The organism is Pseudomonas sp. Sample_11, assembly GCF_004307505.1.
Lineage (GTDB): Bacteria > Pseudomonadota > Gammaproteobacteria > Pseudomonadales > Pseudomonadaceae > Aquipseudomonas > Aquipseudomonas atacamensis.
The window spans coordinates 92,632-105,877 of sequence record NZ_RCOD01000080.1 but is presented as its reverse complement, the minus strand read 5'-3'; the positions used below and the strand labels follow the sequence as shown (position 1 = coordinate 105,877).

General features: G+C 59.4%; 11 protein-coding genes. 2 read left to right on the top strand and 9 right to left on the bottom strand.

Annotation, left to right across the window (positions count from 1 at the left end):
- Positions 1–190 precede the first annotated feature (190 nt).
- Entirely contained in the window at positions 191–2,650 is a 2,460-nt protein-coding gene (locus D8U60_RS22225) for a fimbria/pilus outer membrane usher protein (RefSeq protein WP_241663568.1), read from the top strand.
- Positions 2,651–2,771: 121 nt separating this feature from the next.
- Here the strand turns inward: D8U60_RS22225 and D8U60_RS22220 are convergent, their stop codons facing one another.
- The 9 genes from D8U60_RS22220 to D8U60_RS22180 all read right to left on the bottom strand — a co-directional run bounded on the left by D8U60_RS22220 (position 2,772) and on the right by D8U60_RS22180 (position 12,183).
- The gene (locus D8U60_RS22220; protein WP_016774575.1) at positions 2,772–3,677 is read right to left on the bottom strand and encodes a LysR family transcriptional regulator; all 906 of its coding nucleotides are present in this window, start codon (positions 3,675–3,677) and stop codon (positions 2,772–2,774) included.
- An 87-nt stretch (positions 3,678–3,764) separates the two neighbouring features.
- Entirely contained in the window at positions 3,765–4,301 is a 537-nt protein-coding gene (locus tag D8U60_RS22215) for a 2,4'-dihydroxyacetophenone dioxygenase family protein (protein ID WP_024012829.1), read from the bottom strand.
- Positions 4,302–4,431: 130 nt separating this feature from the next.
- Positions 4,432–5,556, bottom strand: a complete 1,125-nt coding sequence (locus tag D8U60_RS22210; RefSeq protein ID WP_130900956.1) for a glycerol dehydrogenase — start codon at positions 5,554–5,556, stop codon at positions 4,432–4,434.
- A 24-nt stretch (positions 5,557–5,580) separates the two neighbouring features.
- Positions 5,581–6,351 carry an SDR family NAD(P)-dependent oxidoreductase gene (locus D8U60_RS22205; protein WP_130900955.1) on the bottom strand — a complete coding sequence of 257 codons (771 nt, stop codon included), beginning with the start codon at positions 6,349–6,351 and terminating at the stop codon, positions 5,581–5,583.
- A gap of 33 nt (positions 6,352–6,384) precedes the next feature.
- The gene (locus tag D8U60_RS22200; protein WP_130900954.1) at positions 6,385–7,089 is read right to left on the bottom strand and encodes an ABC transporter ATP-binding protein; all 705 of its coding nucleotides are present in this window, start codon (positions 7,087–7,089) and stop codon (positions 6,385–6,387) included.
- Positions 7,082–8,863: a branched-chain amino acid ABC transporter ATP-binding protein/permease gene (locus tag D8U60_RS22195; protein ID WP_201278860.1), complete on the bottom strand. Its 1,782-nt coding sequence runs from the start codon at positions 8,861–8,863 to the stop codon at positions 7,082–7,084. Before D8U60_RS22195 ends, D8U60_RS22200 begins: the two co-directional genes overlap by 8 nt.
- A gap of 11 nt (positions 8,864–8,874) precedes the next feature.
- Positions 8,875–9,750 carry a branched-chain amino acid ABC transporter permease gene (locus tag D8U60_RS22190; protein ID WP_130900952.1) on the bottom strand — a complete coding sequence of 292 codons (876 nt, stop codon included), beginning with the start codon at positions 9,748–9,750 and terminating at the stop codon, positions 8,875–8,877.
- A gap of 77 nt (positions 9,751–9,827) precedes the next feature.
- A complete protein-coding gene (locus D8U60_RS22185) occupies positions 9,828–11,075 on the bottom strand; it encodes an ABC transporter substrate-binding protein (protein ID WP_016774568.1) in 1,248 nt (415 codons plus the stop codon).
- 202 nt (positions 11,076–11,277) lie between these two features.
- Positions 11,278–12,183: a LysR family transcriptional regulator gene (locus D8U60_RS22180; RefSeq protein WP_071172318.1), complete on the bottom strand. Its 906-nt coding sequence runs from the start codon at positions 12,181–12,183 to the stop codon at positions 11,278–11,280.
- Between the two features lie 118 nt (positions 12,184–12,301).
- On the opposite strand from D8U60_RS22180, the gene D8U60_RS22175 reads away from it, so the two are divergent.
- On the top strand, positions 12,302–13,228 hold the full coding sequence (locus D8U60_RS22175; RefSeq protein WP_024012824.1) for an alpha/beta hydrolase: 927 nt from the start codon (positions 12,302–12,304) through the stop codon (positions 13,226–13,228).
- Positions 13,229–13,246: the final 18 nt, after the last annotated feature.

The following is a 13,246-nucleotide window of genomic DNA, read 5'->3' as shown; positions in this document are numbered from 1 at the left end:
GTCCCACCCTGCCAACTTACAAGCTATTCAAAAGTTCCGGACTCCGGTTGAAGCAACACGGACTGATAAGGCAAATTGCATGTTTTCCTCCCAACACCACACATCTGAAAGTTGTGTTAAGCATCATGTTGCGCGCCAGAAAAACAAAGCGGCGTTGGGCTGCCTGCATCCATTGTGCTTTGCTATCAACATGGCCATTTGCGGATTCGCCGTGGGCGCCGAAGCCCCGGCCGCAGTGGCGAGTGAATCTTTCAATACGCTGTTCCTTGAAGGTTCATCGGCGGTCGATCTGCAACCGTTGCTGAATGCCAACAGCGTCTTGCCAGGCCAATACCGCGTCGACGTGTTCAGCAACGGCACGCTGGTCGGGCGTCGCGATATCGATTTCGCGGCCAACCCGGTCAACGGCAAAGTCGAGCCACGCATCACCCTGGAACTGTTGCAGCAGCTGGGTGTGGACATGCGCAAACTGCGTGAGCAGGGTCTGGTTGACGAGCAACACCCTGCCGATCACTACGACCTGCCTGCAATGATCGAGCAAGCGAGTCTCAATTTCGATGCCAACCGCCTGCGCCTCAATATCAGTGTGCCGCAGGTCGCCATGGCGCGTGGCATGCACGGCTATGTAGATCCAGAGCTTTGGGACCAAGGTGTGGCCGCCGGTTTCATCAACTACCAGCTGAGCAGCACCCGCAGCAAAACCGATTACACCACGCAAATCTCCAATAACCTGGGGCTGCGCAACGGCATCAACTTTGGCGCCTGGCGTCTGCGCAACGAGTCCAATCTGAGCAGCTCCACCGGCCGACCCAATCGTTTTGTCAGCAACCGCACGTTCATCCAGCGCGACCTCACGGCGATCAAGGGGCAACTGAGCGCGGGTGAAATCTTTTCCGATTCGGATCTGTTCGACAGCGTGCGCTACCAAGGCGTCAAGATCGCTTCTGATGAAGGCATGCGTGCAGACAGTGAGCGCGGTTATGCACCGATCATTCGTGGCGTGGCGGAAACCAATGCGAAGATCGAGGTCCGCCAGGACAACTACATTCTCTACACCACCAATGTACCGCCGGGTCCGTTCGAGATCAGTGATATCTACCCATCGGGCTCCAACGGTGACCTGGAGATCACCATTGTCGAAGCGGATGGTCGGCGCAAGGTCACCCGCCAGGCGTTCTCCGCCCTGCCGACGATGGTGCGTGAGGGGCAACTGAAGTACAGCCTGTCGAGCGGTAAATTCAACAACAACAGCGAGGGTTATGACAAACCAGCCTTTCTCGGCGGCACTTTCGCCTACGGCTTGACCAGCAATCTGACGGGCATTGCCGGCATTCAGGCGAGCAACGGCTTCAAGGCGCTGTCCATCGGTGCGGCGAAGAACACCTCGATTGGCGCGATGTCCCTGGACGTTACGCAATCGTCCAGCAAGGCATTCGGCAAAACCACCCAGGGCAGCAGTGTCCGCGCGCTTTATGCAAAGACCTTCACCGGTACCGATACCAGCTTCACCCTCGCCGCCTATCGTTATTCGACCGAGGGTTACCGCACGCTGACCGACCATGTGCAGGACACCAGCGCCGGCGCTACGCGGCGCGCGGGCAATGCCAAAACCCGTACCGACCTCACGGTCAACCAGACCCTTGGCGAAGCGCGCCAGTTCGGCTCGCTGTATTTGAATGCCAGTGACCAGCGCTATTGGGATCGCGGTGGCTCGCGCAGCTTTTCCGCCGGCTACAACAACAATTGGCGCGACCTGAACTACAACATCAGCCTGAGCAAAACCCAGGAATTCGGCGCACGCGGTGACACCAGCAACGACACGCAATTAAGCGTTTCAATTTCGTTCCCGCTCGGATCGACACCACGCGCACCGCGTGCCTACGTTTCCAGTAACCATCAGAACGCCGGTACCAGCACGCAAGCCGGGATCAATGGTTATCTGACCGAGGACAGCGACACTTACTATTCCGTGCAGACCGGGCGCAGCGTCCAGGGCGAGCGCTCTGGCTCGCTCAGTCTGAGTACCCGTACGTCGATGGGCGATCTGGGCTTTGGCTACAATCGAGGCAGCGGCTATGAGTCGCAGAACCTGAGTGCGGCCGGATCGATCGTGGCTCATGCCGGCGGCATCAATATGGGCCAGACCGTCGGTGAAACGTTCGCCCTGGTGGAAGTACCCGGCATGTCGGGCGTCGAAGTCAGCAGCTATTCGGGTGTGAAAACCGGCCTGAACGGCTATGCGGTTCTGCCTAACGCGCAACCGTACCGCGTGAACTGGGTAACGCTGGACACGCGTAACCTGGGCGGTGAGATCGAGCTGGACAATGCCACCCAGCAACTGGTGCCAAGACGAGGTTCGGTGGTTCTTGCACGCTTCGAAGGCAGCAAAGGCAGACGCGTCCAGTTTGAACTGTACGATGCCAACGGCCAGCCGATTCCATTCGGCGCGGTGCTGTTGGATAGCGACGGCAAACAGCTGGCATTGTCAGATCCGACGGGCAAGGCCCTGGCGCTGGTGACCAAAGATCACGGTGTCATCACCATCAAGTGGCAGGGCAAAAGCTGCCCCGTGCCATACAAGCTGCCTGAAAGGGTCGAAGGTTTGAACTACGAGCAATATCGGTTGGCTTGCTCTTCGAGCGCGAAGTAGACCGACCGCGAGCTTGTCACCCTACGTCCCCTCAACCAAAACTCAGCCCTGATGATTCAGGGCTTTTCAATGCGCAGTTTGAGCATCGCGTTGATCAATACGCTGGCCCCAGAGCTGAACGTCAAGAAACCTTCCACGGATGCTCACGCCACTTGTTCTGAAAAAACTCGATGAACACTCGTATCCGTGGACTCAAATGCTTGCGATCCGAATAAAGCAGGTAGATCGGCTCGACCACACCCGTTTTGAAATCCTCAAGCAACGGCACCAGTGTTCCCGCTTTTACATCAAGCCCGATATGAAAGTCCGCAAGCTTCACCACGCCAGCGCCTGACAGCGCCATGTCGCGCAACAGATCGCCTTGAGTAAAAGACGCGCTGGCGGTCACCGGTACCGAGACGCCGTCTCCATCCTGCAAAAATGACCATTTGTTCCACGGGCTGACGAAGCTGAAATTGAAGCAACGATGATTCAGCAAATCTGCGGGTGTGGTTGGTGTGCCGTGTTCAGCCAGGTACTGCGGCGAGGCACAGATCAGCCATTCACATTCGCCGATGCGTCTGGCAATGCGTGATGAGCTGGGCAATACGCCGCTGTGGATGGCGATATCCAGACCTTGCTCGAAGTGATCGACAAATTGCGCACCGAGTTGAATCTCAACGTCCAGTGAGGGATACAAGTCCAGAAATTCCGGTAGCCACGGCACGATCTGGTGTTTGGCGAAAGAGGTCATGGTGTGAATGCGCAGGGTGCCACTGACCCTGGAGGGCAACGCCTCGGCCAGCGAGTCCGCCTCGTTCATGGCTTCGACGACGGCTTTGGCGCTGCGCAGGTAAGCGGCGCCCTCCTCGGTCAGCGTCAGCACGCGCGAGCCGCGCTGGAACAGCCGGACCTGCAAGCGATCTTCCAGGCGGGTGATCAGTTTGCTGACCGCTGATGGCGTCAGGTGATGGGCGCGCGCGGCAGCAGAAAAACTTCCACATTCGGTAGACCAGATAAAAGCGAGTAGCTGCGAATAATTGTCCATGGCCGGTCCTGGCGAAAAGCTTGAAGGCATGTTGTCTCAACGCTCATGAAAAAGCGCGCCGAAGCGCGCTTTTTCCTGGGGTCCGGGTCAGCGAATGAACTGTTCGATGTAGTCGTCCGGCAAACCCAGCGTCTTGTAATGCGCTCGGGCGGCTTCAAGCTTGGTGAACACATCTTCGTAACCCACGGCAACGCCCTGCGGATCGACGTAAGTGTAGCCACCCTGCACGTGGAACCAGGTGATCATTTCACTCACATCCTCGGGGACGAACAGGGTATGCGTTTCACCGGGCGGCTCATAGGCAAAAGACCCCTCCTCCGCGACCCAGTCATGCTCCAGGTAGTACCAGCGACCCTTGAGCACGATCGCATGCACGCCGCCGGTATGGCGGTGACGCGACAGCACGCCGGCCTGACGCACCCGCAACAGGTTGATGTAATAGCCGCCGCTGGTGTTGAGCAGCAATGGCTTGAAGGAGACAGATTTCGTTACCGGCACCCACAGCGCATCGTCTTCGAGCCACTGCGTCATGACGCCCGGATGCACCATGTCGGGCGTCATGAATGGAACTTGCGGCAACTGGTACGCAATGGCGAGCTCATCAGGTTTAACAGGAGTATTCATTGTCAGGCCTCTAGGTTTTCTTGACGAACTCACAGCACTTGATTGCGCCAGGATTTCGCTTGAGGGAAAGGTTATGGCGTCGCTGTACGGGAGAAAACAGCTACTTGGTCATACCTGTTGTGACACAGGATCACAGCGTCGCGGGCGGCTTCGCGCAGCCTCTGATCAACCGCGCACCCAGGCTGTCAGCCGCCGCCAATCCTTCTACCAGGCGCTGGTAGGTCAAGGGCGGCTGCATGTTTCTGGCGTATGCCGCCGATAAGGTCGCGTCCACCAGAATAGTGATCTGCGCTGTCGTCAACGGCGTGCGCTGACCCAGCTCAGCGAACGTCACGGGCAGCTTCACCGCGTGCAGCAGACGCGCGACCTGTTCAATCTCGTCGACCGGTCGCGCCTCCACCGCCATCTGCACCAGTGTGCCGAACGCCACCAGTTCGCCGTGCAGCATCGACGCCATCGCCGGTATCGCGGTCAGCCCCCGAACGAGGGCATGGGACAGTGACAAACCACCGCTCTCGAAACCGACACCGCTAATCAGCACGGTGCCTTCGATGACCCGCTCGACATCATCGGTGAGTTCATGTCGACACACCGCCTGATAAGCCGGGACGCCGTACTGCATCAGCGTGTCGAAAACCAGGTTGGTGAGCATCAACGCCGTGTGCAGAGGCGGTGTGCCGAAAGAGTTGTGGCCTGCGGCGGCGTAGCACTGTCGGGCTTCGAATTTCTTGCTGATGGCATCGCCGATCCCGGCCGCGAAGAACCGTGCCGGCGCCTGAACGATGACCTCTGTATCGACAATCACCGCAGCGGGATTCATCTTCAGGAACTCCACGCCCACCACTTTGTGCTCTTCGTCATAAAGCACGATCAGCCGACTCGTTGGCGCGTCACTTGAAGCGATCGTGGGGCAGACAATGATCGGTACGTCGAGATTGGCCGCCAGCCCCTTCGCCGTATCGATGGTCTTGCCACCGCCCAGCGCAATGATCGTGTCGGGGGCGTGCAGCAATGCCTGCTCGGATAACTGCGCAATCGCAGCGCGCGTGCACTCGCCGGGAAACTCGATGTGCAATGGCTCCCATCCCTGGTCCTGCAACGCGGCGCCAACCTGCGGCCATAGATGCCGGGCGACAAACTCATCGCAAAGCACCAGCGGCCGCGATCGGCCCATGTCGTTCAGCACTCTGCCCAATTGGTGCAATGCATTCGGACCCTGCTCGTAGCGTCCGGGAAATCCCATTGTTTTAACCATGACAAACGTCCTCGCAAGAAGTCATCAGCGCATCAACCAGCCGCCCGCGACATCAACCACCTGGCCGGTAATGAAGTCGCTTTCGCTCGACGTGAGAAAACACGCCGCCCTTGCCACCTCAAGCGGTGTGCCCAGCCTGCGCAACGGTGTCTCGTCGACCACGGCTTGATTGGCCTGGGCCGATACGGTCTTGAGCAATGGCGTTTCGATTCGTCCCGGTGCCAGCGCATTGGCGGTGACACCGAACGGCCCGAGTTCGCCGGCCAGGTGGCGGGTAAAGCCGATGACTGCGGCTTTGGTCGCACTGTAGTGCGCTGCGACAATCGGCAAGAACGCGCTGCCCGCCACCGAAGACATATTGACGATGCGCCCGAACCGGCGCTCGACCATGCCGGGCGCGAGCACTCGCACCAGGTTGAAGGAGCCATTGAGGTTGATATCGACCACCCGCAGCCACTCATCCGGCGCCATGGTCCAGATCGGCGCGGGTGCGCCGTGGTGTTTGGGCGAAATGCCGGCGTTGTTGATCAGCGTATCGATGGGGCCGAGCTCACCTTGCAAGCGCTCGCAGGCAGCAGCGCAGTCTTGAAAATTCGCGACATCAGCCTGCGCCCACGCGACCGCAAAACCCGCATCACGCAACGCCACGCCCTGCTGTTGCACCTTGTCGGCATCGGCATCGAGCAGCGCCACGGCTGCACCTTCTTCGCAATACAACCGCGCGATCGCCGCACCGATGCCGCCCCCGGCGCCGGTGACCAATACGGTGCGCCCGGCGTGTCTGGAATGAGTCATGACCTTCTCTCGCTTGCAGATGAATGGATTGGGTCAGAGCCCCAGATAAGCACGCTTGACGTGCGGGTTTTCCAGCAGTTCCTGGCCGGTGCCGCTGAGCACCACCTCGCCGTTCTCCAGCACGTAACCGCGATGAGCAATGCGCAGCGTATGAACGATGTTCTGCTCGACGATCAACACGGTGGTGCCCAGTTGGAGAATCCTGTCGATGATCTCGAAGACCTGCGACACCAGCAGCGGTGACAGGCCCAGCGACGGCTCATCAAACATCAACAATTTCGGCTCGGCCATCAGGCCCCGGGCGATGGCAACCATTTGTTGTTCGCCGCCCGACAGTGTCCCGGCGTTCTGATCAAGGCGTTCGCGCACCCTCGGAAACAGATCGAGAATATTGTCCAGACGCTGCCTGTAGCCTGCTCGTGCACTGCGTTTGTAGGCGCCCATCAAGAGGTTGTCGCGCACGCTGATGAAGGGAAACAACTGGCGCCCCTCCGGTATCAGTGTCAGGCCCGCGTCGACAATCTGATCGGGGCGTTTGCCATCGATGCGCTGGCCTTCGAATTCGATCGTGCCTTGGGACGGTGTGACGATGCCGCACAAGCTGCGCAGGGTCGTGGTTTTGCCGGCGCCGTTGGCGCCGACGATAGTCACCACCTCACCGGCATTGACCTCGATGGACACGCCACGAAGGATCTCCGTACCGCCATAGCCGCTGTGGACGTTGTCGAGTTTAAGCATGGCTGTACTCCTTGCCGAGGTAGGCTTCGATCACCTGAGGATCGTTGATCACATCATGAGGCGCGCCCTGCATCAGCAGCGTGCCGGAACTGATCACGACGATGCGGTCAGAAAGGCTCATGGTGGCTTGCATCAAGTGCTCGATCATCAACACGCTGACACCCGAATCACGCACCCGGCGAATGACTGCGATGGCCTTGGCAACATCCGTCGGGTTGAGGCCGGCCATGACCTCGTCGAGCAGCAGGATGCGCGGGCGCGTCGCCAGGGCGCGGGCCATTTCCAGGCGCTTCATGCCGCCGACCGTCAAGTTGCGCGCCCGGGTGTCGAGCAGCGCGGTGAGTTCGGTCAGCTCGGCGACTTGCTCGGCGATCGCCCTCGCCTCCTTCGCGTCGGCGGTGTGCATGAATGCACCGAGCATGATGTTTTCGCAGACACTCAAATCAGCGAATGGCTGCACGATCTGAAAGGTCCGGCCAATGCCTGCCCTGGCGAACTCGGCCGGGCTGCTCGGGGTGACCCAGTCGCCATTGAGCAAGCGCACTTTCACTAGGCCTTTGGACGGCAGAAGAAACCCGGAGAGCTGGTTGAACACCGTGGTTTTGCCGGCGCCGTTCGGGCCGATCACACCCACGATTTCGCCTTCGGCCAAGCTCAGCGAAACATCGTTGGTGGCGTGCAGTCCGCCAAAGAACTTGTGCAGGTTTTCTGCGACCAGAACCGGCTCACCGTGCGTGGCCGAGTGAGCTCGCGCCAAGGACGGCCCGATCGGTGCTTCTGCATTTGCCATCGAACGACGGCCGCCGGGCAATGAGTCGATCCAGGCAAATATCCGAGCCCCAAAACGCCCCACCACGCCTTGCGGAATAGTCAGCACCACCGCGACCAGCACGATGCCATAGACCAGACCGTGCACACCGCTGCCCAGATCGCCCAGCCAGCCGCGTGCCAGTTCAGCCAGCGGCAGCACCAGCAAAGTGCCGATCAGCGGTCCCGATACCGTGCCCAGTCCACCAATCAACGCGAACATGGCGATCTGAATCGACATCTCCAGAGAAAACATCGAGCCGGGTTCGATGAAGGTCAGGTACATCGCGTGAAAGCTGCCGACCAGGCTGGTGATAAATGCGGACAACACCACGGCGATCAGCTTGACCTTGACCGAGTTCACGCCCACCGCATGGGCGGCGTCTTCACGTTCACGCACGGCGATCAGGTAATAACCCAGTCGGGAATTCTTGATCTTCCACGACACTGCCAATGTGATGAGCAGAAACGCGAAGGCAATCAGCAGGTATGGCCAGCGCGGGCGGAACAACATCCACTCGAAACCGAGCTTCAGCGGTACGCCCAGCCCTGCCGCACCACCGGTCACGTCATGCTGATTGATCGCCACCAGACGCACGACCTCCAGCACCGCAATGGTCGCCAAGGCAAAAAACGGCCCGCGCAACCTGAAGCACGGCCAACTGATCAGCACCGCGACAATTGACGACAGGATTGCGCCAGCGAACATGCCGATCCATGGACTGATGCCCAGTTTCATCATCAACAGCGTCGTCGTGTAAGCGCCCACTCCATAGAACACGGCATGCCCCAACGAAAGCTGGCCGGCAAACCCGCCGACGATGTTCCAGGCACTGGCCAGTGCCGCATAACTGCATATGAGGATGAACAGGTGATAAACGAACGGCGAGCCAACGCTCAATGGAATGATCAGTAACAGCGCCAGGGCCAGTGCACTGACATAGACACGCGGGTGCAAAATATTCATGACCATTTTCCTCACTCAGACCCGCGACCGGCGCCGAAAAGACCTGTCGGACGAAACACCAGGATGCCCAGGAAAATCGTGAAATAGACGACCTCCTTGAGGTCCGGCGCGATGTAGTAACCGGCTAGACTGTCGACGATGCCGATCAGCATTGAACCGATCAGTGCGCCGGACAGGCTGCCCAGGCCGCCCAGCACCACAATCACAAACGCCGTCAGCACGAAGAAAGTGCCAACGGTTGGAAAGACCGGATATTGCGGAGCGATCAGTCCCGAGGCGACGCCCAGGCAGGCGCAACCCAGGCCGAAGGCAAACACATAGATGTTCTTGACGTTGACGCCCATCAGTTGCGCCGCGTTGCGATGCTGTGCAGTAGCGCGGACGGCCCGGCCGAGAAAGGTGTTCTGCAAAAACCAGTGCAGCCCCGCGACCAGTGCGAGCGACGCGACAAAAGTGATCAACTGACCGCTGCTGACGCGAAAGGCGCCAAAGCTGACGGTTGTGGTACCGACGCTGATGTTCTTCACCGTCATGACGTCGGCACCGAAGATCAGCAACGCGCCGTTCATCAGAGCAATCGAGATGCCCACGGTGGCGAAAATCTGGATATGTCCCTCAGCGCCAAGCAACGGCTGAATGATGAAACGCTGCATCACCGCACCAGCGGCAAACAACAGGATCGTCGCAGGAATGATCGCCATATACGGGTGGATGCCGAAGTGCGAATTCAGCAAGTACACGGCATACAGGCCGATCATCAGAAACTCGCCATGGGCGAAGTTGACCACTCGCACGATGCCGAAAATCAGAGTCAGGCCGATGCTGATGATGGCCAACGTGCCACCGAGCAATAAGCCGTTCAACAGGAGCTGGATGAAAATTTCCACGGTTGGCGCCCTCTTTGCGAGCGAACGAACCCGTGAAGCTCAATGATCAAGCTTCAGCAGATTGCGGGGTTCAGGTATCAGGGTTGGTCGGAAAAACGCGCTTGGGCAACGGCGGCTGCCTGGGGGTAAACGGTTTTCAGCAGTCCGTTCTGCCACTGCATGATTGCCGTATTGGCGCGCTGGTTCTGGCCGTTCTTGCCAAACCTGGCACCGATGCCGGCAGCCGTACCGCCGAGAGGAATATCGATGGTTGCCACCGAGGCACGGATCGCATCGGCGTCCAGCGAAGTACTGTTTTCCATGGCATCGAGGAATATCTTCGCCCCGACATAGTTGATCAGGCTGTGGCCCGAGCGCGGTTCGCTGCCGTAGCGATCCTTGTATGCCTTGGCGAACGCCCCGATACCGGGAGCGCCGTTTTCATTGGTCTGGAACTGTGGGAAATCGACATCAAGCACGCCTTCCATATTGGCTGCGCCGACGACCTTGACCGTGTCCTGCATGGAATAGCCGCCGCCGGCGCCGATAACGGCTTTGGGCCTGAAACCGGCTTCGCGGATCTGGCGGAAAAACAGCGTCGTGTCGTTCTGATAACTGGTCTGCAATACCACATCCGCCTGGGCGCCTTTCAAACGCAGGATCAGCGATGAGAGATCGACCGCTTTGGCCGAATATGGTAGTACCTCGACCACATTCAGACCTTGCTCCTGAGCGATTTTTTTCTGAAACCCGGCGATGGTTGTACCGTACAGCGCATCCTCGTGGATGATCGCGACCTTCAATTGTTTCGGATCGACCTTGAGCGACGGGCTGACAATGTCCGTGATGGCGGTGATGGTGCCTTCGGCGAAATTCCTGGCGGTCGGGTTGCTGCGCATCACGTAGCTCAGATCACGCTCAGTGATGTGGTCGGACACCGCACCCAATTCGAAAAACGGCACCCCCGCCATCTCCGTCACCTGCGTGGCCGCAAATGACAGCGCCGAGGAATAGCTGCCAAATACAGCAGTGACGTTCTCAACAGAGGTGAGCCGGCGCGCGGCACCGACCGCTTGTCCCGCATCGACTGCGTCGGCCTTGAGCAACTTGATCGGCTCGCCCTTCAAACCGCCCGAGGCATTTCGTTCGGCGACGGCCAGTTCGAGGCCACGGAAGCTCTCGTCGCCCAGTAACGCCAGGGATCCACTCAGGGGATAAAGCGCGCCGATCCTGATGTCCGCGAGCGCGGCGACCGGGGTGGACAGGCAAAGCAGGATGCCGGCAGCTTTCAGCCAGCTTTTCGCGGTAGCCGCCACGGCCACGGCTTCCTCTTGAGCGAGTCTCATTGGATTCATCTCCCGCAGATATTGTTTTTATTGTTCCTTCAAATGATCCGTGCCGAGCACAGACATCGTCGGATTACAGTGGCGATGACACGCAAGTTTCTGCGCCACTGTTTGCAAGAGTACGGCTCGCCAAGATTGGCTGGATATAGCTGAAAAAGCACACCTGCTGTGAATTTGCGGCACAGCTCCTATGGCGGGCTGATCAGTCCCAAGGCGCCGGTGACCACGCTTCCACCAGCCTGTCGATGAACAGGCGAATCTTCGGCGACAGGTGTCGCTTGCTCGGGTAAATCACCCGGATCGGCTCGGCAGCCTCGGCGTACTCAGCGAGCAACTGCACGAGCTTGCCACTGCGCAGGTCATCGTTGACCACATAGGATGGCAACGTCGCGATACCGAGGCCTGCCGCAGTCGCCTGATGCAAGGCTTCGGCGCTGTCCATTTGCAGCCGTCCGGCATGAATGACCGGCACAGGCTGACCATTGACGCGAAAATTCCACGCCAGCAATCGGCCACCGCTGACGAAGTGCAGGCACGCATGCCCGGCGAGATCTTCGGGTGTCTGCGGTGCCGGATGTTCTTTCAGATAATCGGGCGAGGCACAGGTGATCATTTGCTGGTAAGCCACCGTGCGCGTGAGTAGTCCGGAGTCTTCCTTGGGGGGACCGATGCGAATCGCCAGATCGAAACCCTCGTCGATCAGGTCGACCAGCCGATCGGAAAACGTCGCGTCGATGGCGAGCGACGGCCAGTCTCTCAAGCAGCGCTCGATGTGCTGCACAACGTGCAGCCGGCCCAGTGCTACCGGCAGGCTCATGCGCAAGCGGCCGCTGGGCGTCGAACGGCGGAACGCCAAAGCCTCTTCGACCTCGTCCAGATCCTGCAAGATGCTTACACATCGCTCATACAGCACCCGACCATCGTCGGTCAGGCTCAGGCTGCGGGTGGTGCGGTTGAGCAGGCGGACCTGCAAACGCGATTCAAGCCGCACGATCGATTTACCAACGGCCGAGCGGGTCAGCCCGAGTTGCCTGGCCGCCGCAGTAAAACTTCCGGTATCCACCGAGGCGACGAAGGCGGCGATGTCGTTCAGGTTATGCAGTTCCATGAGGCCTCCGGGTTGGGCATTCAAGCGGCTTGGCACCGGTTATGGGGAACCCTATTCCCCAATCATGAGCATACCATTTCGATTAGTTAAGCCATCACTAACGTCTGATCGAGGTCATATGAACACTGAAGTAAAAGCAGCTGTACAAACTTGGGCCAACAGCCTCAGCGATCTGGTGCCCGTGCTGAAGGGTATCGATACCACCACTAAGATGAGCGACATCCGCGATGCCTACGCAAAAATGCTAGGGCAGAATCAACCACCGGCTGGCGTGAGGTTTGAAGCAGTCGACATGGGCGGCGTGCCCGCTACGCTGGTGACTCCGGATGAACTCAAGACCGACGCGGTGCTGATGTACATCCACGGCGGTGCCTACATCGTCGGTCGACCTGACGGCTACCACGGCATCGGCGGCAACTACGCAAAAATGCTCGGCGCGCGGGTGTACATGCCGGATTACCGCCTCGCACCCGAGCATCAGTTCCCCGCCCCCATCGATGACACTTTGCGCGCCTATGAGTGGTTGCTTGAGCAGAACATCGCCGCCAGCAAGATTGCCTTCGCAGGCGAGTCGGCGGGTGGCGCGATGGTGGTCAGCGTGATGGTCGCGGCAAAATCCAAAGGCTTGCCCTTGCCCGCAGTGGGTTCGTCCATCTCGCCATGGGCCAACCTCGAACACACCGGCGTCTCCATGAGCAATCGTGAAGGCCTTGATCCGCTGAACTCCAAGCCCGTGCTGGATATCCTCGCGCGAGCCTTTCTCGGCGACACCTTGGCCAACCATCCGCTGGCGTCGCCGGTGTTCGCCGACGTCACCGGACTGCCACCGATTCTGGTGCAGATCGGCGAAAACGAACTGATGCTCAGTGACGCCATGCGTCTGGCCAATCACCTGGCGGACAACCGCGTCCGGGTCAATCTTGAAGTGTGGCCCGGCATGTTTCACGCTTGGCATTTCTACGCGGGCATGCTGGCCGAGGGGCAGCAGGCGCTGGAGAGTTCGGTGCGGTTTATCGAGGCGGGGTTGATTGGGGCGGCTCGCTGATCAGACAGCATTCGCTGC